23 protein-coding genes and 1 pseudogene are annotated in these 23,937 nt (G+C 74.8%); 7 read left to right on the forward strand and 17 right to left on the reverse strand.

Annotation, left to right across the window (positions count from 1 at the left end):
- Nucleotides 1-29 precede the first annotated feature (29 nt).
- The 7 genes from IEZ03_RS03720 to pfkB form a co-directional block, all read right to left on the reverse strand.
- Nucleotides 30-1,262: a putative PEP-binding protein gene (locus tag IEZ03_RS03720; RefSeq protein WP_184884087.1), complete on the reverse strand. Its 1,233-nt coding sequence runs from the start codon at nt 1,260-1,262 to the stop codon at nt 30-32.
- Complete coding sequence (locus IEZ03_RS03725) at nt 1,255-1,539, reverse strand: HPr family phosphocarrier protein (RefSeq protein WP_131979043.1); 285 nt, start codon at nt 1,537-1,539, stop codon at nt 1,255-1,257. Before IEZ03_RS03725 ends, IEZ03_RS03720 begins: the two co-directional genes overlap by 8 nt.
- 16 nt (nt 1,540-1,555) lie before the next feature.
- Entirely contained in the window at nt 1,556-2,596 is a 1,041-nt protein-coding gene (locus IEZ03_RS03730) for a zinc-dependent dehydrogenase (protein ID WP_184884089.1), read from the reverse strand.
- Nucleotides 2,593-3,087: a PTS mannitol transporter subunit IIA gene (locus tag IEZ03_RS03735; RefSeq protein WP_184884090.1), complete on the reverse strand. Its 495-nt coding sequence runs from the start codon at nt 3,085-3,087 to the stop codon at nt 2,593-2,595. Before IEZ03_RS03735 ends, IEZ03_RS03730 begins: the two co-directional genes overlap by 4 nt.
- Complete coding sequence (locus tag IEZ03_RS03740) at nt 3,080-3,379, reverse strand: PTS lactose transporter subunit IIB (protein WP_184884092.1); 300 nt, start codon at nt 3,377-3,379, stop codon at nt 3,080-3,082. Before IEZ03_RS03740 ends, IEZ03_RS03735 begins: the two co-directional genes overlap by 8 nt.
- A 39-nt stretch (nt 3,380-3,418) precedes the next feature.
- Nucleotides 3,419-4,597, reverse strand: coding sequence for a mannitol-specific PTS transporter subunit IIC (mtlA, locus tag IEZ03_RS03745; protein ID WP_184884093.1), 1,179 nt, complete (start codon nt 4,595-4,597; stop codon nt 3,419-3,421).
- An 82-nt stretch (nt 4,598-4,679) separates the two neighbouring features.
- Nucleotides 4,680-5,618, reverse strand: coding sequence for a 1-phosphofructokinase (gene pfkB, locus IEZ03_RS03750; RefSeq protein ID WP_184884095.1), 939 nt, complete (start codon nt 5,616-5,618; stop codon nt 4,680-4,682).
- Between the two features lie 334 nt (nt 5,619-5,952).
- Between pfkB and IEZ03_RS03755 the strand changes: the two genes are divergently transcribed.
- Nucleotides 5,953-6,834, forward strand: coding sequence for a DMT family transporter (locus IEZ03_RS03755; protein WP_184884097.1), 882 nt, complete (start codon nt 5,953-5,955; stop codon nt 6,832-6,834).
- Nucleotides 6,835-6,889: 55 nt separating this feature from the next.
- On the opposite strand, the gene ligA is transcribed toward IEZ03_RS03755, so the two are convergent.
- From ligA to IEZ03_RS03780, 5 genes are all read right to left on the reverse strand, one after another.
- A complete protein-coding gene (ligA, locus tag IEZ03_RS03760) occupies nt 6,890-8,881 on the reverse strand; it encodes an NAD-dependent DNA ligase LigA (RefSeq protein ID WP_184884098.1) in 1,992 nt (663 codons plus the stop codon).
- 66 nt (nt 8,882-8,947) lie between these two features.
- Entirely contained in the window at nt 8,948-10,126 is a 1,179-nt protein-coding gene (locus tag IEZ03_RS03765) for a PucR family transcriptional regulator (protein WP_184884101.1), read from the reverse strand.
- A gap of 71 nt (nt 10,127-10,197) precedes the next feature.
- The gene (locus IEZ03_RS03770) at nt 10,198-11,442 is read right to left on the reverse strand and encodes an acyltransferase family protein (protein ID WP_184884103.1); all 1,245 of its coding nucleotides are present in this window, start codon (nt 11,440-11,442) and stop codon (nt 10,198-10,200) included.
- A gap of 283 nt (nt 11,443-11,725) precedes the next feature.
- Nucleotides 11,726-12,523: an SAM-dependent methyltransferase gene (locus tag IEZ03_RS03775; RefSeq protein WP_184884105.1), complete on the reverse strand. Its 798-nt coding sequence runs from the start codon at nt 12,521-12,523 to the stop codon at nt 11,726-11,728.
- A 304-nt stretch (nt 12,524-12,827) separates the two neighbouring features.
- A complete protein-coding gene (locus tag IEZ03_RS03780; protein ID WP_132046097.1) occupies nt 12,828-13,271 on the reverse strand; it encodes a hypothetical protein in 444 nt (147 codons plus the stop codon).
- Nucleotides 13,272-13,505: 234 nt separating this feature from the next.
- Between IEZ03_RS03780 and IEZ03_RS03785 the strand changes: the two genes are divergently transcribed.
- Complete coding sequence (locus IEZ03_RS03785; RefSeq protein WP_184884107.1) at nt 13,506-14,066, forward strand: hypothetical protein; 561 nt, start codon at nt 13,506-13,508, stop codon at nt 14,064-14,066.
- 10 nt (nt 14,067-14,076) lie between these two features.
- On the opposite strand, the gene IEZ03_RS03790 is transcribed toward IEZ03_RS03785, so the two are convergent.
- Both IEZ03_RS03790 and IEZ03_RS03795 read right to left on the reverse strand, forming a co-directional pair.
- A complete protein-coding gene (locus tag IEZ03_RS03790; RefSeq protein ID WP_184884109.1) occupies nt 14,077-14,994 on the reverse strand; it encodes an anti-sigma factor RsbA family regulatory protein in 918 nt (305 codons plus the stop codon).
- 326 nt (nt 14,995-15,320) lie between these two features.
- Nucleotides 15,321-16,409 (reverse strand): carboxylate-amine ligase, encoded by a 1,089-nt coding sequence (locus IEZ03_RS03795; protein ID WP_184884111.1) that lies wholly within the window; start codon nt 16,407-16,409, stop codon nt 15,321-15,323.
- 187 nt (nt 16,410-16,596) lie between these two features.
- Here IEZ03_RS03795 and IEZ03_RS38490 point away from each other — a divergent pair, with 187 nt between their 5' ends.
- The gene (locus IEZ03_RS38490; protein WP_268248517.1) at nt 16,597-16,725 is read left to right on the forward strand and encodes a hypothetical protein; all 129 of its coding nucleotides are present in this window, start codon (nt 16,597-16,599) and stop codon (nt 16,723-16,725) included.
- Nucleotides 16,726-16,731: 6 nt separating this feature from the next.
- Here IEZ03_RS38490 and IEZ03_RS03800 read toward each other — a convergent pair whose 3' ends face one another.
- The 3 genes from IEZ03_RS03800 to IEZ03_RS03810 form a co-directional block, all read right to left on the reverse strand.
- Entirely contained in the window at nt 16,732-16,914 is a 183-nt protein-coding gene (locus tag IEZ03_RS03800; protein WP_132046101.1) for a hypothetical protein, read from the reverse strand.
- 2 nt (nt 16,915-16,916) lie between these two features.
- Nucleotides 16,917-17,126, reverse strand: coding sequence for an HGxxPAAW family protein (locus IEZ03_RS03805; RefSeq protein ID WP_184884113.1), 210 nt, complete (start codon nt 17,124-17,126; stop codon nt 16,917-16,919).
- Between the two features lie 131 nt (nt 17,127-17,257).
- Nucleotides 17,258-18,436, reverse strand: a complete 1,179-nt coding sequence (locus IEZ03_RS03810; RefSeq protein WP_184884115.1) for an acyl-CoA dehydrogenase family protein — start codon at nt 18,434-18,436, stop codon at nt 17,258-17,260.
- A 128-nt stretch (nt 18,437-18,564) separates the two neighbouring features.
- On the opposite strand from IEZ03_RS03810, the gene IEZ03_RS03815 reads away from it, so the two are divergent.
- From IEZ03_RS03815 to IEZ03_RS37520, 4 genes and pseudogenes are all read left to right on the forward strand, one after another.
- The gene (locus IEZ03_RS03815) at nt 18,565-20,409 is read left to right on the forward strand and encodes a methylmalonyl-CoA mutase subunit beta (RefSeq protein WP_184884117.1); all 1,845 of its coding nucleotides are present in this window, start codon (nt 18,565-18,567) and stop codon (nt 20,407-20,409) included.
- Complete coding sequence (gene scpA / locus IEZ03_RS03820; protein ID WP_184884119.1) at nt 20,406-22,616, forward strand: methylmalonyl-CoA mutase; 2,211 nt, start codon at nt 20,406-20,408, stop codon at nt 22,614-22,616. Before IEZ03_RS03815 ends, scpA begins: the two co-directional genes overlap by 4 nt.
- 67 nt (nt 22,617-22,683) lie before the next feature.
- Entirely contained in the window at nt 22,684-23,667 is a 984-nt protein-coding gene (gene meaB / locus IEZ03_RS03825) for a methylmalonyl Co-A mutase-associated GTPase MeaB (protein ID WP_184884121.1), read from the forward strand.
- A gap of 78 nt (nt 23,668-23,745) precedes the next feature.
- Nucleotides 23,746-23,937, forward strand: a pseudogene (locus IEZ03_RS37520) (GNAT family N-acetyltransferase); the annotation flags it as partial.

Here is a 23,937-nt window from a genome sequence, read left to right on the forward strand (position 1 = left end):
ACCGTCGCCCCACCCGTCCCGTCGCGCTCCTAACCGCCTCCATTGTGGTGGGCCAGGGCCAGTCCGCGCGCCTCGGCCGGGCCGTCGGCGGCCAGCACCCGCTCGGCCAGGTCCGCGCACTCGCCGAACGTGCGCCGCAGCAGCGCGGCGCGCACGGCGGGCAGCGCGCGCGGCGCCATCGACAGCCGGGTCACGCCGAGCCCGGCCAGCACGGGGGCGAGGAGCGGGTCGGCGGCCGCCTCGCCGCAGACCCCGACGGACTTGCCCGCGGCGCCGCCCGCCTCCGCGCAGCGGGCGACCAGGTCGAGGACGGCGGGCTGCCACGGGTCGAGCAGCTCCGGGACGTCGCTGCTCTGCCGGTCGGCCGCGAGGGTGTACTGGCTGAGGTCGTTCGTGCCGATGCTGAGGAACTCCGCCTCGCGCAGGATCCGCGCGGCCCGCAGCGCGGCGGACGGCACCTCGATCATGACGCCGGCCACGGGCAGCCCGCGGTCGCGGGCGAGCGCGACGAACTCGTCCGCCTCGGCCGGTGTGGACACCATCGGCGCCATGACGGCGACCCGGGCGCGGGTCTCGGCGGCCGCGGCGGCGATGGCCTCCAGCTGGGTGGTGAGGACGTCCGGGCGCCGCCGGGCGACGCGGAGGCCGCGGACGCCGAGCGCCGGGTTCGGCTCGTCCGGCATGCGCAGGAACGGCAGCGGCTTGTCGGCGCCCGCGTCCAGCGTCCGGACGACGACCGTCCGGTCGCCGGCGGCCGCGAACACCTCCGCGTACGCGGCGGCCTGCTCGTCCGGCCCGGGCTCCTCCCGGCGGCCGAGGAAGAGGAACTCGGTGCGGAACAGCCCGACGCCCGCGACGTCCGCGAAGTGACCGCCCGCCGCCAGCAGCGCCTGCGCCGCCTCGGCGAACGCGCCGTGCAGGGCGTGGGCCGCGTCCGCGCCCCGCTCGACACGGCTCCGGACGCCGGCGGCCAGCATCGGGTCCGCGGCCATCGCCGACTGCGCCGCGAGGATCTCCCGGGCCTCCGGCGCCGGCGCGGCCGCGGCCCGCCGGTCCAGCTCGGCCTCGACCGCCGCCAGGGCGCGCACGGCCCGGCCGGTCTCCGCCTCCGCGTCGGTGACGGCCCGGGGCGGCGGAAGCTCGGGGGCGGGCCCCATCACCTCCGCCGGCCCCGCCGCCGCGCCCGGGCTGACGCCGAGACCGCGCAGCTCCGCCGCGGGCCGCCGCGGCGGTGCCGCTTCAGACGGTGCCGCTTCAGACATGGTCGGGCTCCTCGGCGTCCAGGTCCCCGGCGAGCAGCTCGGCCAGCTCGTCCAGGACGGCGTCCGCGCCGTCGCCGTCGGCGGACAGGACCACCTCCGTCCCCTGGGCGGCCCCGAGCGACAGCACGCCGAGGATGCTGCTCGCCGGGACCGGCGCGCGGTCCCCGGCGCGGATGGACACCGGGACGGGCTGCTGCGCGGCCCGGTGCACGAAGATCTTCGCGGGGCGGGCGTGCAGGCCCTGCGCCGAGCCGATGATGACGGTGCGTTCGGGCACGGCTGCCTCCTTCGGGTCAGGGTTCGATCGTCACCTTGATCGCGGCGCCCCGGGTGACGAGGTCGAGGGCGTCGTGCAGGGCGTCCAGGGGAAGGCGGTGGGTGATGAGGTCCTCGACCGGGACCCGCCCGGAGCCGATCAGGTCCAGCGCGCGGGCGTTGTGCGCGGGGCTCGACCCGTTCGCGCCGACCAGGGACAGCTCCCGGTAGTGGACGCGGTTGGCGTCGACGGAGATGACCGGGGCGTCCTTGGGCAGCCCGCCGAACAGGCTGACCCGGCCGCCGGGCGCGACGAGCCGCTGCGCCTGCTCCTGCGCCGCGCCCGACGCCGCCGCGGTGATCGCGACGTCCGCGCCGCGGCCGCCGGTGAGCCCGCGGACCTCCGCGACGACGTCGGCGGCGCTCCCGTCGATCGCGGCGTCGGGCTTCACGATCGCCGCACCCCGGGCGAGCCGCTCGCCGTTGACCTCGACGAGGAACACGCGGGCGGCGCCGCGGGCGCGGGCGACCCGCACGTGCAGGCAGCCGACGGGCCCGGACCCGAACACCACGACGTCGTCGCCCTCGCCGACGCCCGCCAGCTCCTGGCCGTTGAGGACGCAGGCGAGCGGCTCGGCCACCGACGCCTCGGCGAACGAGACGCCGTCCGGGATGCGGTTCACCCCGTCCACCGCCAGCACCTTCGCCGGGACGATCATGTACTCGGCGAACCCGCCGTCGTAGTGGTACCCCATCGACTCCTGCGCGTCGCAGACGGTCATCCGGCCGCGGCGGCACTCCGGGCACGCGCCGTCGGGGATGGCGGCGATGACCTGGACGCGGTCGCCCGCCGCCCAGCCGGCGACGCCCGGGCCGGCCTCGGCGACCTCGCCGGCGATCTCGTGCCCCATCACCCGCGGCGGGTCGATGTGGTGGTGCCCGAACCGGGAGATCTTGACGTCGGTGCCGCACGTCGAGCAGTTGCGGACGCGGATCTTCAGCTCACCCGGGCCGGGCGCCGGCTCCGGCGCGTCCTCCAGGCGGATGTCGCCGGGTGCGTAGAAACGGGCGACCTTCATACGGTGTGTCCCTGTCCAGTCTGTAGCGGGTCTGTCGTGTGCTCTTCTTCGGCGCGCGGGTCGAGGAGGGCGAGGATCCGGTCGGGATCGTCTGCCTCGCGCAGTTCGCGTGCCTTGTCGGGGTCCATCAGCGCCTGTGCCAGCTCGGCGAGGATCTCCATGTGGCCGTCGCCGCGCGCCGCGATCGCGATGCACACGGTGACGGGCTCGCCGTTCCAGTCCGCCCCCTCGGGGAACCGGACGAAGGCCAGCGCGTCCCGGCGGATGAGGTCGCGGCCCTCGTTCGTGCCGTGCGGGATGGCCACGCCCTCGCCGAGGTAGGTGGAGATCGACCGCTCCCGGTCGAGCATCGCGTCGATGTAGCCGGGCTCGGCCGCGCCGATGTCCACCAGGACCTGCCCGCACAGGCGGACCGCGTCGTCGCGGCCGGCGGCGCGGGCGTCCAGCCGGATCGCCTCGGGGGCGAGGAGGCCGGCCGCCCGGTCAGCCACCGACCTCACCGCCGTCCTTGATCGCCTTGACCAGCCGGTCGACGGCGGGGTCGCCGAGGTAGACCTCGAACGCGACCACGGGCGCGCCGCCCGCGCCGCGCCGGGCGCGGTCGGCGAGCCCGGTGTGCGTGACGACCACGTCGGCGTCGGCCGGGATGGAGTCGACGGGGGTGTGCTCGACCGTCACGTCGCTCTTCTTCAGCGCCTTGCGGAGCTGGCCGGCGAGCATGACGCTGCTGCCCATGCCGGCGTCGCAGGCGATGACGAGCTTGCGGACGTCCTTGCCGTTCATCGTGATGTGCCTTTCGGGAAGGGGGCCGGGGTGCCCGGGTCAGCGGGTGCTGGTCTCCTTGGCGGTGTCGCCGGCGCCCTCGGCGGCGGCGTTCTTGTCCTCGGCCGGGGCGTCCGCGCCCTCGGCGGCGTTCCCGTCCGTGTCCTCGCCCTCGCCGCGGGCCTCGGCGAGCCTGCCGAAGCCGAGCAGGGCGGCGCCGACGAAGAAGGAGACCGCGGTGGAGGCGAGCATGCCGGTGTAGACGCCGATCCAGTTGCCCGCGCCGCGCGGCGTCTGCGCGAGGTAGGCGAAGATGCTGCCCGGCGACGGGGTGGCGACCAGGCCGGTGTCGCTGATCATGAAGATCGCCACGCCGGTCATGCCGCCCGCGATCGCGGCGAGGATCATCCGCGGCTTCATGAGGATGTACGGGAAGTAGATCTCGTGGATGCCGCCGAAGAAGTGGATGATCGCGGCGGCCGGGACGGTCGGGCGCAGCCGCCGCGGCCCGAAGAACCAGTACGCGAGCAGGACGCCGAGGCCGGGCCCGGGGTTGGACTCCAGCATGAACAGGATCGACTTGCCGGTCTCGGCGGCCTGGTCCACGCCGATCGGGCCGAGGACGCCGTGGTTGATGGCGTTGTTGAGGAACAGCACCTTCGCGGGCTCGATGAGCACGGACGTGAGCGGCAGGACGTCGTGGTCGACCAGCCAGCTGACGCCGTCCCCGGCCCAGTTGGTGAAGGTGTTCATCACCGGGCCGATCGTCAGGTTGCCGACGACCGCCATGGCGCCGCCGATGATCCCGGCGGAGAAGTTGTCGACGAGCATCTCGAACCCGGTCCGGACGCGCTCCTGGACGAGGCCGTCGAAGAGCTTCAGCAGGTACGCGGTGAGCGGGCCCATGACCATCGCGCCGAGGAACATCGGCACGTCGGCGCCGACGATGATGCCGACGGTGGCGACCGCGCCGACGACCGCGCCGCGCTGGCCGTGCACCATCCGGCCGCCGGTGTAGCCGATGAGCAGCGGCAGCAGGAACTTGATCATCGGGTCGACCATCTCGGCGAGGCCCTCGTTGGGCAGCCAGCCGGTGGGGATGAACAGCGCGGTGATCAGACCCCACGCGATGAACGCGCCGATGTTCGGCATGACCATCCCGGCCAGCTTGCCGCCGAACCGCTGGACCTGAGCGCGGAGCCCCGTTCCCGTGGGCTCTGGGGTGTAGTCGGTGGCCATTTCGGGCCTCCTGTCGATCGGGGGTGGGTTCTCTCGGATGTCGGTGACCGGAGCTCGTGCGGCGGGGGGCTCTCGCGGGCGGTCAGGTGACGAGGGGCCGGGCGAGGTCCGGCCGCGGATGGATGCGGACGATGTCGCGCCGGATGTCGTCCCCGGCCGGCATCCGGCTGGCGGGCAGCCGGACGGCGGCCGCGCCCCAGGCGAGCGCCTCGGCGAGGGCGGCCGGCCCGCGCGCGCCGCCGGCGAGGAACCCGGCGAGCAGCGCGTCGCCGGCGCCGACCGTGCTGCTGGGCCTGGAGACGGGCGCGTCACCGGTGAGGACGCCGTCGTCGTCGACGAGCACGGCCCCCTCGGCGCCGAGGCTGACCAGCACCGCGCGGGCCCCGCGCGCCCGGAGCTCCCCGGCGGCCTCGACGACGTCGGCGATCGTGCCGACGGGGCGGCCGACGGCCTCGGCGAGCTCCTCCCGGTTCGGCTTGATGAGGTCGGGCCCGGCGGGGACGGCGGCGCGCAGCGCCGCGCCGCTGGAGTCGACCGCGACCCGGATGCCGTCCGGCGCGAACCTGCGGCACAGCGCGGCGTAGGTGCCGTCCGGGACGCCGGGCGGCAGGCTCCCGCAGCCGACCACCCAGCTCGCGGCGGCGGCCTCGGCCTCGACGGCGGCGGCCAGCTCGTCCAGCTCCCCGGGCGCGACCGGGCCGCCGGGCTCGTTCAGCTTCGTCGTGACGCCGCCCGGCTCGACGATCGTCACGTTGGACCGCGTCCGGCCCGCGACGCGCACGGCGCGGACCCGCATGCCCTCGGCCTCCAGCAGCCCGCGCAGCCGGTCGCCGTCGGCGCCGCCGACCGCGACCACGGCGACGGAGCCGACGCCGTTGGCCAGCAGGGCGCGGGAGACGTTGACGCCCTTCCCGCCCGGGTCGACCCGCGCCGACCGCGCCCGGATGACCTCGCCGCGCGTCAGCACGTCCACCTCGATCGTGCGGTCGAGGCTCGGATTGAGCGTGACCGTGACGATCATGCGGGCGTCGTTCCCCGAGGCATGTGGTTTCCTTCCCGTTTGATTTTGTTTCCCTTGTATTTATGCCCGTTTGCAGCCGAGGTCAAGAGCTACCCGGGAGTTTTCCCAGGAACAAGCTGTGCCCGGGTCCGGGTGGCGCTGGGAAACGTGTGGGAACGCAGGCCCGCAGCGGCCCGCCCGGGCCGTGCCGGCGGGCTTCGCGGCCGTTTTGCGGGCTACCGGCCGATCATGGGAAGGATGTTCGGAGGGCGGCGGGCGGACGAGGACGGGGGAGAGGCGTGGAGAGCCGGTCCGGAGCGGGCGCGGCCGGGGCCGAGCGGGCCCGGACGCCCTGATGGCGTGGTCGGTCTGCCTCAGCCTCGCCGCCGCGTTCCTGTTCGCCGCGGCCGCCACGGTCCAGTACCGCGCCGCCAGGCGCGCGGTGGGCGGCGGCATGGACGCCGCGGCCGCGCACGGGCTGATCCGCAGGCTGGTCCGCGACCCGGTGTGGCTCACCGGCTGGGGCGTGAACCTGGGCGGGTTCTTCGCCCAGGCGGCCGCGCTGCACTTCGGGTCGACCGCCGTCGTCCAGCCCCTGCTGGTCACCCAGCTGGTCTTCACCATCCTGCTCGGCGCGGCCGGCACCGAACGCGGCCTCGTCCGCACGGACCTGCTCGGCGCCGTCGCCGTGTCGGCGGGCCTCGCCGTCCTGTTCACGGTCCCGGGCGCGGTCCCGCCCGCGGGCGAGCCGTCGCGGCCCCGGCTGTACGTCGCGGCGCTGATCGCCGTGCCGCTCGTCGCCGTGCTGTCCCGGGCGGCGTGGCTGCGGAAGGGGCCGGTGCGCGCCGCGCTGCTCGGCGTCTGCGCGGGGCTGTGCTTCGCGGCGAGCGCGGTGCTGATCAAGCTCACCACGGCGAGCCTCATCGACGACGGCGTCGCCGCCACCGCCGCCGACTGGCCGGGCTACGCGCTGGCGGGCAGCACGCTCTGCGGGCTCCTGATCGAGCAGCGGGCCTTCGCCGCCGGGTCGCTGCCGGCCGCGATGACCGCGATGACGATGACCAACCCCATCGCCTCCTACCTGGTGGCCGTCCTCGCCTTCGACACGATGCCGCCGCGGACGGCGGCGGCGTTCGCCGCCCTCTCCGGCAGCGCCGTGCTCCTCACCGCCGGGGTCTCACTGCTGTCGCGCTCCGCGGCCGCCGCCCGGCACGGCGGCGGCCCGCCCGGCCGCTGACCCGCCCGGGGGCGGCGACCCGGCGGGACGGGACGCGCGTGCGGCGTGCCGGCGGTCAGATGACGCCGGCCTCGGTGAGCCAGCGCCACAGCCGGTCCTGCTCCACGACCGCGACCCCGAGCTTCTCGGCCTTGCCGGTCTTGGCGGCGCCGACGTTGTCGCCGGTGAGCAGGTAGTCGGTGTTGGCCGAGACCGAGGAGGCGGTCGTCGCCGCGGCCTGCTCGACCAGGCGGGTGACGTCCGGCCGGCTGATCTTCGCGCCCGAGCGCGGGTCGGTGAACGCGCCGGTGATCACCACCGACGCGCCCTTGAGCGGCGAGTCGTCCGCAGCCGCAGCGTCGACCGGCCGGTCCTCGGGCAGCACGTCGAGGTGGACGCCGCGCTCGCGCAGCGCCGCGAGCTCCCGCCGCACCTCCGGGCGGGCGAAGAAGGCCACGATGCTCTCGGCGGCCTTGGGCCCGATGTCGCGGATGGCCACGAGGTCCTCGGCCGTGGCCGCCGCGACGTCCTCGATGCTCTCGTAGCCGGCCAGGCACAGCCGCTTGGCGGTGCCCTCGGAGGCCATCGGGATCGCCAGTCCGATCAGCGCGCGCCGCAGCCCCAGCCCCTTGGAGGCGGCGATCGAGTCGACCATGTTCCGCGCGCTGACCTCGCCCATCCGCTCGTAGCCGAGCAGCTGCTCGGCGGTCAGGTCGTAGAAGTCGCTGCGGTTGCGGAGCACGCCGTCCTCGGCGAGCTTCTCGATCCACGTGTCGCCGACGCCCTCCATGTCGGCCGCCTGGCGCGAGGCCCAGTGCATGAGCCGGCGCGTCGCCTGCGCCGGGCACTGCAGGTTCAGGCACCACCGCTCCTCGCCGGTGCCGCGGACCTCCAGCTCGGAGCCGCACGACGGGCAGTGCGCGGGCGGGACGATCTCGGTCTCGGTCCCGTCGCGCCGCTCGGGCAGCGAGCGCCCCGCGAACGGGATCACGTCGCCGCGCCGCACGACCGCGACCGTGTCGCCGATCCGCAGGTCCCGCTCGCGGATCAGGCGCGGGTTGTGCAGGGTGATGTTCTCCACCGTCACGCCGCCGACGAACACCGGCGCGACCTTCGCGCGCGGCGGGACGCGGCCGATCTTGCCGACCGGCCACTCGACCGACAGCAGCGTCGTCAGCTTCTCCTCCGGCGGGTACTTGAACGCGATCGCCCCGCGCGGCTCGGCGCTGTTGAACCCCGCCGCGTCGAACGCGGCCGGCTCGTGCAGCCGCACGACCGCGCCGTCGATGTCGTAGTCCAGCCCGTCGCGGCGCGCGCCGATGGCGTGGACGGCGTCGATCACCTCGGCGGCGTCGGCGCACACGAACTGGGCGACCGTCTCGAAACCCGCCGGGACCTCCACCGCGGCGCCGTCGCGGTCGGCGCCGAAGGCGAAGAACCGCAGCAGCCGCCTCGCCTTCGCAGCTGCCTCCGGGTCCTTGAGCACCAGCGTCCCCGCGGCGCCCGACCGCGGGTTGGTCAGCGTCCGCGCGGGATGCGCCTCGTTGTAGGCGGACCACACCGACCGCAGCATCACCGCCTCGCCGCGGACCTCGACGCGCCCGGGCGCATCGATCTCGGCCGGCAGCCCCGGGATCACGTGGCGCACCTTCGCGGTCACCAGCTCGCCGACCGCGCCCGTGCCGCGGGTGGCGACGTAGTCGAGCGTTCCGTCGGCGTAGACGACGCTGAGCGAGAGCCCGTCGAGCTTCTCCGACACCCGGAAGACCTGGCCGCCGAACCGCTCGCAGAACGTGCGGATCTGCTCCTCGCTCGTCGCCTTGGCCAGCGAGAGCATCGGGCGCGCGTGCCGGACGGTCGGGCCGGTCAGTTCCGCCGGCGCGTTCACCTTGCCGAGCGGGCTGCCGGCCGGCTCGAGCTCCGGATGCTCGGCGACCAGCGCCGCCAGCTCGTCCTTCAGGGCGTCGTAGTCGGCGTCCGGCAGGGGGCTGTCGCCGGCGCCGTAGTACAGGTCGTTCAGCCGCGTGACCTCGGCGGTCAGCTCGTTGATGCGCTTCGCAACGTCCACACCCCGATTAAACGGCACGGCACCGACAACCCGGCCGGGCGACGACCGGCCGGGCGGGCGACGGGGCTAGGCGGACTTCTCGGCGCGGGCGGTGCGGACCAGCCAGCTCAGCATGAGCATCAGGTCGAGCCTGCCCTCCGGCTCGGTGAACCGGCCGTCGGTCAGCTCGGTGATGCGGCGCAGGCGGTAGCGGACGGTCTGCTCGTGGATGTGCAGCCGCTCCGCCGCGACGACCGCGTTGTCCCCGCACTGCAGGTAGGTCAGCAGCGTCTCGGCCAGCGGCAGCCGGCGGGCCGGCGCCAGGTCGAGCAGCGGCCCGAGGACGGCGCCCGCGGTCGCGCCGACCAGCTCCTCCGCGGCGAGCGTCGCCAGCGGCGCGATGTGGTCGACGCACCGGACCGGGGCGCCGCCGGGCAGCAGCCCCCGCTCCGCGAGCGTGAGCGCGTGCCGGGCCCAGCGCAGCGAGACGGCGCCCTGCCCGACCGGGACGGTCGGCCCGATCGCGGCCGTGCCGAGCCTGCGCAGCGCGGGCCACAGCCGGTCCTGGCCGGGGCCCTCCGGATCGGGCACCACGAGGTACGGGACCGGGGCCTCCCAGTCGGCCAGCACGGCGGGCGGCAGGATCCGCGCCCCGGTGGGCGCCCCCTGCGGCAGCGCGACCAGGCCGATGCTCTTCGGCAGGTCCCAGCGCGCCGCGACCGCCACCTCGGCGATGGTCTCCGGACCGGGCGACGGCTCGGCGACCAGCAGGTCCCGCAGCCGGTCCCGGCGCCGCTCGCGCTCGGTCGCGAGCTGCCCCTGCTCCCGCGCGTACCCCTGCGCGGCGGCGTCGGCGACCCGCGCCAGCAGCATGAACAGCGAGTCGGTCAGCCGGCCCAGCGTCTCGCGCGACCAGCCGAGGCGGTAGGCGTCCATGATGAAGCGGCGGCACGCGACCTGGCTGCTCACCCGCATCGCGTTCTGCAGGGCGTCCAGGCTGCGGCCCTGCCTGGCCTCCTGCTCCCCGAGCTGCATGTACAGCTCGGTCAGCTTCCGCGCGTCGGCGTTCGGGTGGTCGACGGAGTCGACGAAGAACGCGACGGTGTCGCTGACCGTCCGCTCGACCCGCTTGGCGTACTCGCCGCCGTCGTCGCCCGCGTACTCGGGCACCTGGTCGCGGATCTCCCGCTCCATCTCTGCGACGGCGGACTGGAGGTGCTGGCGCAGCAGGTCGGGCAGCTCGGCGGGCATGGGCCCCTGTGTCATCGGCTATCCGTTTCCGCCGGGGGTGGGGGGTGGAACGGCCTCACCCTAGGCAATAAAGGGAAAAGCTGTCATCACACCCGTCCGTCCCCCGGGACCGGGCCCTGGTCACGACCGCGCGGCGGGGCGGCCCGCCGCCCCGTCAGCCGGCGGCCGAGGCGCTGAGCGGGGAGTTCGACGTAGCGGTACGCCATCGCGGCGGCGAGCAGGACGACCGTGACCAGCACGACCCCCCAGCCGAGCCGGACGACGCCGGGCAGTTTCTGCGGATCGCCGCCCGCGGCGTACCAGACGCCCTGGATCACGAGCGGGTGCAGCAGGTAGACCGAGTAGCTGACCGTCCCGGACCACACCAGGAACCGGGGCATGGGCTTGGCGCGCAGGGCGATCCCCGCCAGGAACGTCAGCCAGGCGGCGCCCACGGCGATCGACCAGTCGGCGCCGAGGGGGTTCGGGTTGGCGTGCAGCGCCCAGCTCGTCGGGGCGCGCAGGCCCGCCGCGAGCGTGAAGACGGGGACGACCGCGACCATCGCGATGGCGGGCCAGGTGCGCAGCCGCCCGTCCTGGACGCCGCGGACGGCGGTCCCCGCGAACATCGTGGCGATGATGCACAGGCTCTCGATGGCGCCGATCCGGCTGTTGAGGACGAGCAGCGTGAGCGCGAGCGTCGCCACGACCGCGACCCCGGCCCGGCGCAGCGGCCGCGGCCCGCCGAACATCGCGGCCAGCCCGCCGGCCATGAGCAGCACCGTCACGAGGATCGTCCCGTCCGGCCACCGGGAGGCCAGCAGCCCGGACGGCAGCGCCACGCCCATGATCGCCGCGCCGACGCCGAACCCCAGTGCCACCCGGGCGCTGGACCGGTGGACGCCGGCCACGAACATCGCCGTCACCAGCAGGTAGAAGACCATCTCGTAGGACAGCGTCCAGAAGACGTTGAGGACGTTCGGCACGCCCAGCAGGTCCTGGAGCATCGTCAGGTGCGCGACGGCGGACGCCCACGGCCGCTCGCCGAGCCCGCCGGGCAGCCCGTAGGAGACGCCGGCCGCGCCGAGCGCCAGCGCCAGCAGCACCGCCAGGCCCCAGAGGGGGTACAGCCGGAAGAACCGCCCGGTCCAGAAGTGCCGGACGCTTCCGCGCCGCTCCAGGGAGAACGGCACGACGTAGCCGCTGACGAGGAAGAACACGAACACGCCGTACCGGCCGAAGTCGAACCAGGGGCTGGCCGTCCGGCGGACCTCGGGCAGCAGCACGTCGAGGGAGTGCTCGAAGACCACCACCATGGCGGCCAGGCCGCGCAGGGCGTCGAGCCAGTCCATCCGGGGCGCTGTCTCCGTGCGGGAACCGGTCTTTGCTTGCGGTGGAGTCAGGGTGTTCGCCGCCATCCGGGCCACCCTAGGGGCCGACCGTTCCGGGTTTCGAACGGGCGGAAGGGGCCGGCCCTGACGCGGGCGCACCGGCGGCTGACTCAGCGTGACGGGCGCGGGACCGCCGAAGGGCGCCGGGAGCAGGGCTCCCGGGGGCTCGGCGGCGCGTCCCGGCGGCCGCGGCGGCGGCGTATTGTGATCAAGCCCACACTCGCCGGGCGCCGGGCGGGGGCGGTCAGCGGACGCCCACGGCGCCGTACATGACCGCCTCGGGGGCCGCCGTCCGGAACGCGCCGCCCGGATGCCCGCCGCCGAGCGGGACGAGGCCGGGCGACAGCGGGCGGAACGGTCCGAGCAGCCGCGCGATCTCCCCGGCCCCGCGGGGGAACAGCGGGGCGGCGCCCGCCTCCCGGTGGAGCCGCGCCGCCTCGGCGACCGCGGCCGGTGCGAAGTCGGCGGTGGCGTGCGAGACGACCACGGCGCTGCCCGGCGCGGCCGTGCCCGCCAGCGCGGCGACGAGGCCCCCGGCCGCGGGCAGGTGGTGCAGGACCGAGGAGAAGACGAACGCGACCGGTTCGGCCGGGTCGAGGAGGCGGCGCACCTCCGCGCTGCCGAGGATCGCGGCGGCGTCGCGGACGTCGGCCCGCAGCGCGGCGATGTTGCCGCCGTCGATCAGCAGCGCGCGGGCGTGCGCGATGACGAGCGGGTCGTCGTCGACGTAGACCACGCGGCTGCCGCCGATGTGCCGGGCGGCCATCTGGTGCAGGTTGTCGTCCCTGGGCAGCCCGCAGCCGAGGTCGAGGAACTGGCGGACGCCGCGGCCGGCCAGCAGCCGCACGGCGCGGCCGAGGAAGCCGCGGGCGGCGCGCGCCGCGTCCGCGGCCTGGGGCAGGACGGCCAGGATCCGGTGGGCGAGCTCGCGGTCGGCGGCGTAGTGGTCCTTGCCGCCGAGGAGGTAGTCCTGGACGCGGGCCGACGCGGGCGTGTGCAGGGCAAGGACCGTCTCCGGTGCCCGCGCGGCGGCCGTCGTCATGTCGCTTTCACCTGATGCCTTCACAGAGGGGAGCGGTGTGCCGGCTCCTTCGACGGTAAGCGGCCGGGGGCGGGGCCGGGGCAGCCGCCTGCGGCCGTCCGTCCGCACCGCCCCCGCGGCGTGGCCGCATGGGGTCAGGCGCGTTTGGCGGTGTCGTACCTGTCCGGAGGCGGACGGCGGCGGGCATCAGGCACGGGGCCCGGGCGCGGCCCGGGCGGCCGCCGAGCGGCGCCCAGCGCCCCGTGGCCGTTTCCGGCCGCGATCGGCCGTGCAACGGGAGTGCGCGGCCGGGCGAGGCCGTCGCTCAGTCGCGGCCCCGGCGCTTGGCGCGGGCCCGGCCGAGCTCCTCCAGCAGGAGCGCCGTGCCGATGCCGATGAGCCAGGTGTCCTTGGCGAGCCCGATGCCCTGCGTGGTGGGACGCAGCCCGCCGGGCTCCCGCATGCCGGGTATCCGCAGGTACAGGCCCGTCAGCCCGCCCGCGAACGCGGTGAGCGCGGCGCCGGCGACCGCCGACGGCACCACCGGCAGGATCAGGGCGGTCCCGAGCGCGACCTCGGCCCTGGCGAGGTTGCGCGTGAACTCCTGCGGGCTCTGCGACTTCAGGACCGGGTAGGCGGTCTGGGCCATGCCGTGGGTCTGCTCGGCCGCCTCTTCGTCGCCCTTGAGCTTCGACAGTCCGGAGTTCAGGACGAACGCGCCGACGATCAAGCGGACGGGCATCTGGTGAGCGCGAGCGAGAAAACGCATCGTTCCCCATAAGGATCGGGTGGTTAGGCAGCCCGGATGATTCCCGTGGTGCGTCCACTACACCTGGAAACGGGTCAATTCTCGACATTACGCGGCCTACGCCGCGGGGCGCAGGCGGCGGGCACCGGACTGCGCCGCGGGGAGCAGCGCGAGTGCATCCGGCCGTCCGACGACCGCCCCTGTGACGCCCCTGGACGATCGGGACGTCGGCACAGAGAACCAGGGAGCGTTGAGATGTCCGCTGTCCATACCCGGCCGCCCGCCACCGCCGCCGCCCCGGCGGCGCAGCGGTGGCGGCCCCGCCCGGCCGCCCGCAAGCTGCTCATGGTCGTGCACGTCGTCTCGTCCGTCGCGCTGCTGGGGGAGGTGTGGGGCCTGGTGCTCCTCAACCTCACCGCGACGCTGACCGCCGACGCGACGCTCGCGAACTCCGCCTACCGGCTCATGTCCGTGCTGGTGTTCGGCGGCGGCATCCCGCTCAGCCTCACCGCGCTGGCCAGCGGCATCGCGCTCGCGCTCGGCTCCAAGTGGGGCCTCGCGCGCCACTACTGGGTGTTCGCGAAGCTGCTGCTGCTGATCGGGGTGGTGCTCGCCGGGATGCTGCTGTTCACGCCGGAGGCCATGGCCGACGCCACCGCCGGCGGTGCGGCGCCGCCCGCCGGCCGGGGCTGGTGGCAGGTCGCGGTCGTGTCCGCCCAGCTCGCGATGCTCCTCACCGCCACGGTCCTGTCGGTGTTCAAGCCGCGGCGCCGGATCGCCTGGCGGCGCCCCCGGGCCGCGGCGGACCGGCCCTGAGGCAGTGCCCTCACCTGCGCATGTAGACGCGGATCGCGGTGCCGGCCGGGCCCGTGTGGACGCGGACGAGGTCGGCCAGGTGGTGGACCATCAGGATCCCCCGGCCGCCGTTGGGGCTCATGTCGGCGGGCCGGCGGCCGGCGAGCGGGTCGGTGATCGTCCCGGCGTCGCGGACCTCGCAGAGGACGTGGCCGTTCTCCGCCCACAGCCGCGCCGTGCCCGAGCCGCCGCCGTGCAGGCACGAGTTGGCGGCCAGCTCGTTCACGGCGAGCTCCAGGTCGCCCACCGTGTCCGGGCGGAGGCCGAAGCGGGCGCCCCAGTGGCAGGCGAACTCGCGGACGAGGGGCAGCGCGTCCAGGTCGAACCTCATCGAGACCGCGTCCCGCGGTTCCGGGAACGGCCGGTTGTAGGCGCGGACGACGCGGTCGGGCGCGTAGTCGGCGCTCGCCCGCTCGCCGCCGCGGTCGATCACGACGGGGTGGGTGGCGCGGGCGTCCGCGATCACGGCCGGGTCCAGGCCGGCGACGTCGTAGGGGCACAGGATCGACACCCGGCGCCCCTCGAACGCCATGTTGATCAGCGCCTCGTGCTGGGCGCAGGCCGGGTACTCCTCGGCCGTCCGGCCGGGCCAGATCGGCTCGCCGATGATCCGGACGCGCCCGGCGGTGCGCCGGTCGGCGAACTCGCGCAGCACGCCCGGGATGATGCGGCCCGGGTTGCGCCCCGCCTCGGTCATGTCCAGCCAGGTCACCCCGGCGGCCGCCGGGCCGAGCGCGTCGCGCAGCAGGGCCAGGCGGGCCGGCGGCACCGCGACCGCGACGGGCTCCCCGGCTTCGCGGCCCGCGCGCACGAACGGCACGGTGCCGGCGAGGTACTCGTCGTCGCCGCGGTAGAAGAGGGCGGGGTGGACGAAGGCGCTACGGTTCATGCCCGGCCCCCGGGCGCGAGACTCATAGCGCGGTCACTCCGATCGGGACCTGTTCTCTGACCATGTCTTCCAAGCGAGGGTACGCGGAGGACACCATCGCGCGAGACCGGCCCACACGCGCATCCCCCGAGGCCAAGCTGATCTGTCGAGCTGATCTTTCCGTGGACGACGAACACCTCACGACTACCCGGAGATGACCGTCGAAAAACGGACGATACCCGGGAAATCGCGTTCGGCGATCATCGAATCGCTTCCGCGGGCCGTCGAATCGCTTCCGGGCGCCGGCGGGTCGCCTCAAGATCACCGGTCTGGACCGCCGGCCTGATTCACCGGTCGCGCAGGATCGCGGCGTCGACCACGTCGGTCAGCCGGCCGCGCCTGCGGTAGGCGCCGCGCTGCCGCTCGGCGCCGGTGCCGCCCGTCAGCAGCCGGCGGACGCCCCCGGCGACGGTGCCGAGGTCGCCGCTGTCGCGCAGTGCGGGCAGCACGTGCGCCAGCAGGTCGCCGGCCAGTTCGCGGTGGCGGGCGGGCCGGCCCGTGCGCACGTCCATGCCCGTCCCGGCGAGGCCGTCCCGGGCCGCCAGCCAGTACGCCGCGCGCAGCATCTCCTGGGACGGGTCGGGCGCCCGCTCGCCGGCGTCCACCGCGGCGGCCGAGACCTGCACCAGCGCCCGGATCAGCGCGGCGAACGCGGCGGCGTCCCCGGCGGTCGGGGCGACGTCGGCGAGCCGGATCTCCACGGTGGGCAGCCGCGCCGACGGCCGCACGTCCCAGAAGATCGTGCCGGTGTCCATCAGGGCGCCGCAGCCGAGCAGCGTCCCGACGAGGTCGTCGTAGTGCGCCGCCGACTCGAAGTACGGCGGCGGGCCCGCGACCGGCCACCGCGCCCACGCCATCACCCGCCAGCAGGCGTGGCCGGTGTCGCGGCCGGACCAGTACGGCGAGTTCGCCGTCAGGGCCAGCAGCGTCGGCAGCCAGGGGCGCAGGTGGTTGCTCACCTGGACCGCGCGCTCGCGGTCGGGCATCTCGACGTGGACGTGGCACGAGCAGATGCTCTGCTCGTCGTCCAGGCCGCGGTAGACCGCGCGGCTCTCGGCGTAGCGGGGACCGGCGGCGATCGGCGCGGGGATCACCTCGCCCAGGACGGGCGTTCCGGTCGCGGCGAGCCGGACGCCCTCGGCCGCGGCGGCGGCCGCCATCGCCGACCGCATCGACCGGATCTGCTCGTCGAGCTTGCCGAGGTCGTCGCACGGCGGCGTCTTGGCCTCGGCGAGGAAGTCGACCAGTTCGGTGGAGGCGCGCTCGCCGAGCGCCGCGGCGGCCCGCCGCACGACGGCGGCGGCCCGGGGGACGACCTCCCGGGAGACGGGATCGACGACGAAGTACTCTTCCTCGATACCGAGTCGCAGGGGCATCCCACCACCTCGGGCTCGGGGCGGCGCAGGCGGCCACTTCCCTTCGACCGTACGTCGCCGCCGCCCCGTTCGCACCCGCCGGCCGGCCGCCGGGACGGTCCCGGGGATCCTCTTTACCCCCTTTTGATCCGCCGTTCAGCGGGCAGGATCCGGGGAGGCGCCGCGCTAGGCAAGGAAGGTGATTCCCGTGTCCGGGTCGGCTCTGTTCGGTGTGCTGGCCATCCTGGCCGCCGTCGCGATCTTCGTCCTGGTGGGGCTGTTCTACCTGGGTGACCGGAGGGAGGGCCCGCCGAACGGCTCGGACCGCGGCCGCTGAGCCGGGTCAGGGGCCGGAGTCGACGAAGAGCAGCCCGAGCGCGATCAGGTGGGTGACCACCACGACCCCCATGCTGACGAAGAACAGCATCTTGGCGGGGGCGTGCGGGAACACCCGGCCCGCCTTGAGCGGCCCGCGCTCGCGCTGCCGCGCGGCGATGCGCTCTTCGATGGGAGGGCGGCCGAACAACGCTACTGCCGGGGCTCGTCGACGACGACGTCGGTCATGATGTCGACGGCCATGGCGATGATGCCGCCGATCACGGTCACCGCGGCGCCGATCCCGAAGACGATCCAGTCGGGGCCCATGACGATGCCGACGCCGCCGATGACGAACCCGATGAAGATGATGCTCACGGCGACCCAGGACTTGGGGCGCCCGGCGTGGCTGCCAGTCGACATGCGTCTCGTCTTCCTCACACGGTTCCGTTGGGGCCTACGGCGCCGAACTCTAGCAACGCCCCTTGCCAGAGGGCCCTGCGGGGTGGGCCGTAGGCCCCCTCGGGCGTGCGGCGCGCCGGGGGGCGGGCGCGTCAGACGAAGGCGCCCATCCCGGTGGCGGCGCGCCCGACGATCAGCGTGTTGATCTCCCTGGTGCCCTCGTAGGAGTAGAGCGCCTCGGCGTCGGCGACGAACCGGCCGATGCCGTAGTCGAGGACGATGCCGTTGCCGGCCATCAGCTCGCGGGCCCACCCGACCGCCTCCCGCATGCGGGTGGTGCAGTGGGCCTTCGCGAGCGCCGAGTGCTCGTCGCGGTAGAGGCCCTCGTCCTGCAGCTGGGCCAGGCGCACCACCATCCCGAGCGAGGAGGTGACGTTCCCGAGGATGTTGACCAGCAGGTCCTGGACGAGCTGGAACTTGGCGATCGGCCGGCCGAACTGCTCGCGCTCCACCGCGTAGTCGCGGGCGATCTCGTAGGCGGCGAGCATGACCCCGACGGCCTGCCACGCGACGCCGCTGCGCGTGCGGCGCAGGATCGCGGCGGTGTCCTTGAAACTGTTCGCGCCCGCGAGCCGGTCGGTCTCCGGCACCCGGCACCCGGTCAGGACGATGTCGGCGTTCTGCACCGTCCGCAACGCGATCTTGTTCTCGATCCGGGTGGCGGTGAACCCGGGCGCGTCCTTGGTGACGACGAAGCCCTTCACCTGGTCGTCCGACTCGTCCCGGGCCCAGACGACGGTGTGGTCCGCGAACGTCCCGTTGCCGATCCAGCGCTTGGCCCCGTTCAGCACCCACGTGTCGCCCTCGCGGCGCGCGGTCGTGCGCAGCCCGAGCGCCACGTCCGACCCGCCCTCCGGTTCGGTGAGCGCGAACGCGCCGATCTTCTCCATCCGCCCCATCGCGGGCAGCCACCGCTCGCGCTGCTCGGGCGAGCCGCACCGGCCGATGCTGCCCATGGCCAGGCCGGTGTGGACGCCGAAGAACGTCGACATGGACGGATCCACGCGGGCCATGTCCATCGCCAGGAACCCGGTGAGCAGGCTGCTCGGCTTCTCGCCCGGGCACTCGTCGTGGGCGAGCCCGGCGACGCCGAGTTCCCCGAACTGGGGGATCAGGTCGAACGGGAACTCCGCCCGCGCCCAGCAGTCGTTCGCGATCGGCGCGACCTTCGACTCCAGGAAGGCGCGCACCCGCCCGACGATCTCCTTCTCGCGGTCGTCGAGGAGTTCCTGCATGTGGTAGAGGTCACCGGGGAGGGAATCCAAGGTCATGCCACCCCCCTTCCCGGACGCCGCACCGCTAACCTGCGGCCCGGGGCCCCGCGCGGCCTCCCGCCGGCGCGGCCCCCACCGGGACCCGCGTTAGAGCGGCGTTCGGTCGCTCGCCTACGATCCAGGGCATGACGGTGCCGCCTGAGGAACTGGAACTGGCCGCCGCCTTCCCCCCGGCCGAACGGGGCCGGTGGCGGGAGATGGTGAAGGGTGTGCTGCGCAGGTCGGGCGCGGCGACCGAGGACACCCCCCTCGACGAGATCGAGGGCCTGCTGGCCCGCGAGTCGTACGACGGCGTGCCGATCGCCGCCCTGTACACCCGCGACGACGCCCCGCCCGGACGCCCCGGCCTGGCCCCGTACGTCCGCGAGGTGCGGCCGGACGGCGAGGGCATCGCCGGATGGGACGTGCGGCAGCCGCACGCGCACCCCGACCCGGCGGTCACCCGCGCGGCGGTGCTCGCCGACCTGGAGAACGGCGCCACGTCCGTCTGGCTGCGGCTGGGCGGCGGAGGCATGCCGGCCGCCGGGCTCGCCGAGGCGCTGCGGGACGTCCTGCTCGACCTCGCGCCGGTCGTCCTGGACGCGGGGGAGAGCACCGGCGAGGCCGCCGAGGCGTTCCTGTCCCTGGCCACCGAGCGGGGGAACGCGGCGGAGGTGTCGGGCAACCTCGGCGCCGACCCGCTCGGCCTGGCCGCGCGCACCGGCGCGCCGGGGTCGCTCGACGAGGCCGCCGCGCTGGCCGTCCGCTGCGCCCGCGGGTTCCCGCGGCTGCGCGCCGTCGTCGCCGACGGCACCCCGTACCACGACGCGGGCGGGAGCGACGCCGAGGAGCTCGGCGCGGCCGTCGCCGCCGGCGTCGCCTACCTGCGCGCGCTGACCGCGGCGGGGCTGAGCGTGGACGAGGCGTTCGGGCAGATCGAGTTCCGCCTCGCCGTCAACGCCGACCAGTTCTCCTCCATCGCCAAGCTCCGCGCCGTCCGGCGCCTGTGGGCCCGGGTCGCCGAGGTCAGCGGGGCGTCCGACGGGACGGCGGCCCGCGTCCACGCGGTCACGTCGTCGGCGATGATGACGCGGCGCGACCCCTGGGTGAACATGCTCCGCACCACGATCGCGGCGTTCGCCGCCGGGGCCGGCGGCGCCGACGCGGTCACCGTCCAGCCGTTCGACGCCCGGCTCGGGCTGCCGGACGACTTCGCCCGGCGCATCGCCCGCAACACCCAGACGCTGCTGCTGGAGGAGTCGAGCCTCGCCCGCGTCGTCGACCCGGCCGGCGGCTCCTGGTACGCCGAGAGCCTCACCGAGGACCTCGCCCAGGCCGCCTGGAGCTGGTTCACCGAGATCGAGAAGGCCGGGGGCCTCGCCGCCGCGCTCGACTCGGGCCTCGTCGCCGGCCGGCTCGCGGCGACGTGGGAGAAGCGCCGCAAGGACATCGCCAGGCGCAAGGCCCCGCTCACCGGTGTCAGCGAGTACCCCAACCTCGCCGAGACCCTCCCGGAGCGGGAACCGGCGCCGTCCGCGCCCCGCGGGGAATCGGGCGGCGGCCTGCCAGTCGTGACCTACGCGCAGGACTTCGAGGCCCTCCGCGACCGCTCCGACGCCCACGCCGAGGCGACCGGCGCCCGCCCCAGGGTCTTCCTCGCCACGCTCGGCCCGATCGCCGTCCACACCGCCCGCGCCTCGTTCGCCGCCAACCTCTTCCAGGCGGGCGGGATCGAGACGGTCACCGGCGCCCCCGAGGAGTTCGGGGCGGCCGGGACGACCGTCGCGTGCGTCTGCTCCAGCGACAAGGTGTACGCGGAGCAGGCGGCGGACGCCGTGCGGATCCTGCGCGACGCGGGCGCGGTGAAGGTCTGGCTGGCGGGTAAGGGAACCTACGAGGGGGTCCCCGGGGACGTCGCCGGCGTGTACGCGGGATGCGACGCGATCGAGGTGCTGGAGACCACCCTCCACGATCTGGGAGTGAGCGAATGATCCCCGACTTCACCGAGATCGAGCTCGGGACGGCGCCCCCCGCCGACGAGACGGCCAAGCGCTGGCGCGCCGCGGTGGCCGAGGCGGGCGCGGACCCCGGCGCCCAGACCTGGGAGACCCCGGAGGGCATCGGCGTCAAACCCCTCTACACCGGGGACGACCTCGCCGGGCTCGACTTCCTGGACACCTACCCCGGCATCGCGCCGTACCTGCGCGGCCCCTACCCGGCGATGTACGCCACCCAGCCGTGGACGATCCGCCAGTACGCCGGGTTCTCCACCGCCGAGGAGTCCAACGCCTTCTACCGCCGCAACCTCGCCGCGGGGCAGAAGGGGCTGTCGGTCGCGTTCGACCTGGCCACCCACCGCGGCTACGACTCCGACCATCCGCGCGTCTCCGGCGACGTCGGCATGGCCGGGGTGGCGATCGACTCGATCTACGACATGCGGCAGCTCTTCGACGGCATCCCGCTGGACGAGATGAGCGTGTCGATGACCATGAACGGCGCCGTGCTGCCCGTCCTCGCGCTCTACATCGCGACCGCGCAGGAGCAGGGGGTGGAGCCGGAGGCGCTCGCGGGGACCATCCAGAACGACATCCTCAAGGAGTTCATGGTCCGCAACACCTACATCTACCCGCCGCAGCCGTCGATGCGGATCATCTCCGACATCTTCGCGTTCACCTCGCAGCGGATGCCGAAGTACAACTCCATCTCGATCTCCGGCTACCACATCCAGGAGGCCGGGGCCACCGCCGACCTGGAGCTGGCCTACACCCTCGCCGACGGCGTCGAGTACATCCGCGCCGGCCGCGACGCGGGCCTGGACATCGACGCGTTCGCGCCCCGCCTGTCGTTCTTCTGGGCGATCGGGATGAACTTCTTCATGGAGGTCGCCAAGCTCCGCGCCGCCCGCCTGCTGTGGGCGAAGCTGGTGAAGGAGTTCGGCCCGGCGAACCCCAAGTCGCTGTCGCTGCGGACCCACTGCCAGACGTCCGGCTGGTCGCTCACGGCGCAGGACGTCTACAACAACGTCGCCCGCACCTGCATCGAGGCCATGGCCGCCACGCAGGGGCACACCCAGTCGCTGCACACCAACGCGCTGGACGAGGCCCTCGCCCTCCCGACCGACTTCTCGGCCCGGATCGCCCGCAACACCCAGATCGTCCTGCAGCAGGAGTCGGGGACGACCCGCACCATCGACCCGTGGGGCGGCAGCGCCTACGTCGAGCGCCTCACCTACGACCTCGCGCGCCGCGCCTGGGGCCACATCACGGAGGTCGAGCGGGCCGGCGGGATGGCCAAGGCGATCGACGAGGGCCTGCCCAAGATGCGCATCGAGGAGGCCGCCGCCCGCACCCAGGCCCGCATCGACTCCGGGCGGCAGCCCGTCATCGGCGTCAACAAGTACCGCCCCGACACCGAGCAGGAGATCGAGGTCCTCAAGGTCGACAACGCGGCCGTCCGCGCGCAGCAGATCGACAAGCTGCGCCGGCTGCGCGAGGAGCGCGACGAGGCCGCGGCCGGGGCCGCGCTGGAGGCGCTGACCCGCGCCGCCGAGGCCGCGGAGAACGGGACCCGCGCGCCGGGACTGGAGCAGAACCTGCTCGCCCTCGCGATCGGCGCCGCCCGCGCCAAGGCGACCGTCGGCGAGATCTCGGACGCGCTGGAGAAGGCCTACGGGCGGCACGCCGCGCAGATCCGTACGATCTCCGGGGTGTACCGGGAGGAGGCGGGACGGGTGTCCTCGATCGAGAAGGCCCGCGCGGCGACCGCCGCGTTCGAGGAGGCCGAGGGGCGCCGCCCCCGGATCCTCGTCGCCAAGATGGGGCAGGACGGCCACGACCGCGGCCAGAAGGTCATCGCGACCGGGTTCGCCGACCTCGGCTTCGACGTCGACGTGGGCCCGCTGTTCCAGACCCCGGCCGAGGTCGCCCGGCAGGCCGTCGAGGCGGACGTGCACATCGTCGGCGTCAACTCCCTCGCCGCCGGCCACCTCACGCTGGTGCCCGCGCTGCGCGAGGAGCTGGCCGCGCTCGGCCGCGACGACATCATGATCGTCGTCGGCGGGGTCATCCCGCCCGGCGACTTCGACGAACTGCGCGCCGCCGGCGCCGCGGCGATCTTCCCGCCCGGCACCGTCCTGGCCGACGCGGCGGCCGGCCTCCTGGAGAAGCTCACCGCCGCCCTCGGGCACCCTGCACACTGAGGAGCGGCGGAGGAGTGACGAGGGAAGGCGGCGCCGTCGGGCGCCCGGTCGGCGCGCGGGGAGCACAGTGAGCAGAGGTGTGGACGAGTACGCGGCCGGGGTGCTGGACGGGTCGCGGGCGTGGATCGCGCGGGCCATCACACTGGTCGAGTCGAGCCGTCCCGACCACCGGGAGCTGGCGCAGCGGCTGCTGGTCGAGCTGACCCCGCACGCCGGCGGCGCCCGCCGCGTCGGGATCACCGGGGTGCCGGGCGTCGGCAAGTCCACGTTCATCGACGCGCTCGGCACCCGGCTGACGGAGGCGGGGCACCGGGTCGCGGTGCTCGCCGTCGACCCGTCCTCCACCCGGACCGGCGGCAGCATCCTCGGCGACAAGACCCGCATGCAGCGCCTCGCGACCGACGCGAACGCGTTCATCCGGCCCTCGCCCACGGCGGGGACGCTCGGCGGCGTCGCCAAGGCGACCCGCGAGGCGATGGTCGTCATGGAGGCCGCGGGGTACGACGTCGTCCTGGTCGAGACGGTCGGCGTCGGCCAGTCCGAGACCACCGTCGCCGAGATGGTCGACTCGTTCCTGTTCCTCACCCTCGCCCGCACCGGCGACCAGCTCCAGGGCATCAAGAAGGGGGTGCTGGAGCTGGCCGACGTCATCGCCGTCAACAAGGCCGACGGCGAGCACAAGATGGAGGCCAAGCGCGCCGCGCGGGAGCTGTCGGGGGCGCTGCGGCTGCTGCGCAGCGACGAGCGGGTCCGCGACATCCCCGTCCTGACCTGCAGCGCCAGGGAGGGGACCGGGCTGGGGGAGGTCTGGGACAGGATCGTCGAGCACCAGGAGGAGCTGCGCGAGTCGGGCGAGCTGGAGGCCCGGCGCAGGCGGCAGCAGGTGGGCTGGACGTGGGCGATGGTGCGCGAGCGGCTCCTCGCCGAGCTGCACGCGCACCCCGGCGTCCGCGAGCTGGCGCCCGGCCTGGAGAAGGAGGTCGCCGACGGCTCGCTCACGCCCGCGCTGGCCGCCGAGCGCATCCTGGAGGCGTTCTCGCGCGGCTGCTGAGCTCGGTTCCCGCAGACCGAAACCACCGGTTGCCGGGGGACGCGGCCACGCCGGGTGACGATCAGGTACAACAGTCGGATGGACGTCATCGCGCTCGATGATCCGACGGACGCGCAGCTCCGGCAGTGGCACGACGTGCTCGCCGCCGTGCACGCCGCCGACCCGGCCGCGGGGCCCGAGCCCGATCCGGAGCGCCCGGCGCGGCGGCTGCTCGGCGCCGAGCCGGGGGCGCGGCGGCGGCTGTGGGCGGCCGCCGACGGCGCGCGGCTG

This window comes from Actinomadura livida (genome assembly GCF_014648675.1).
In the GTDB taxonomy this organism is placed as follows: Bacteria; Actinomycetota; Actinomycetes; order Streptosporangiales; family Streptosporangiaceae; genus Spirillospora; species Spirillospora livida.

Excerpts from the sequence above, each read along its gene's own strand:
- IEZ03_RS03805 (WP_184884113.1), bottom strand. The coding sequence starts at position 17,126 with ATGTCGACTGGCAGCCACGCCGGGCGCCCCAAGTCCTGGGTCGCCGTG.
- IEZ03_RS03770 (WP_184884103.1), bottom strand. The coding sequence starts at position 11,442 with ATGGACTGGCTCGACGCCCTGCGCGGCCTGGCCGCCATGGTGGTGGTC.
- IEZ03_RS03780 (WP_132046097.1), bottom strand. The coding sequence starts at position 13,271 with ATGCGTTTTCTCGCTCGCGCTCACCAGATGCCCGTCCGCTTGATCGTC.
- IEZ03_RS03755 (WP_184884097.1), top strand. The coding sequence starts at position 5,953 with ATGGCGTGGTCGGTCTGCCTCAGCCTCGCCGCCGCGTTCCTGTTCGCC.
- IEZ03_RS03720 (WP_184884087.1), bottom strand. The coding sequence starts at position 1,262 with ATGTCTGAAGCGGCACCGTCTGAAGCGGCACCGCCGCGGCGGCCCGCG.
- IEZ03_RS03740 (WP_184884092.1), bottom strand. The coding sequence starts at position 3,379 with ATGAACGGCAAGGACGTCCGCAAGCTCGTCATCGCCTGCGACGCCGGC.
- IEZ03_RS03795 (WP_184884111.1), bottom strand. The coding sequence starts at position 16,409 with ATGCCCCTGCGACTCGGTATCGAGGAAGAGTACTTCGTCGTCGATCCC.
- IEZ03_RS03775 (WP_184884105.1), bottom strand. The coding sequence starts at position 12,523 with ATGACGACGGCCGCCGCGCGGGCACCGGAGACGGTCCTTGCCCTGCAC.
- IEZ03_RS03790 (WP_184884109.1), bottom strand. The coding sequence starts at position 14,994 with ATGAACCGTAGCGCCTTCGTCCACCCCGCCCTCTTCTACCGCGGCGAC.
- IEZ03_RS03730 (WP_184884089.1), bottom strand. The coding sequence starts at position 2,596 with ATGAAGGTCGCCCGTTTCTACGCACCCGGCGACATCCGCCTGGAGGAC.
- IEZ03_RS03815 (WP_184884117.1), top strand. The coding sequence starts at position 18,565 with ATGACGGTGCCGCCTGAGGAACTGGAACTGGCCGCCGCCTTCCCCCCG.
- IEZ03_RS03765 (WP_184884101.1), bottom strand. The coding sequence starts at position 10,126 with ATGACACAGGGGCCCATGCCCGCCGAGCTGCCCGACCTGCTGCGCCAG.
- mtlA (WP_184884093.1), bottom strand. The coding sequence starts at position 4,597 with ATGGCCACCGACTACACCCCAGAGCCCACGGGAACGGGGCTCCGCGCT.
- IEZ03_RS03785 (WP_184884107.1), top strand. The coding sequence starts at position 13,506 with ATGTCCGCTGTCCATACCCGGCCGCCCGCCACCGCCGCCGCCCCGGCG.
- pfkB (WP_184884095.1), bottom strand. The coding sequence starts at position 5,618 with ATGATCGTCACGGTCACGCTCAATCCGAGCCTCGACCGCACGATCGAG.
- IEZ03_RS03810 (WP_184884115.1), bottom strand. The coding sequence starts at position 18,436 with ATGACCTTGGATTCCCTCCCCGGTGACCTCTACCACATGCAGGAACTC.
- scpA (WP_184884119.1), top strand. The coding sequence starts at position 20,406 with ATGATCCCCGACTTCACCGAGATCGAGCTCGGGACGGCGCCCCCCGCC.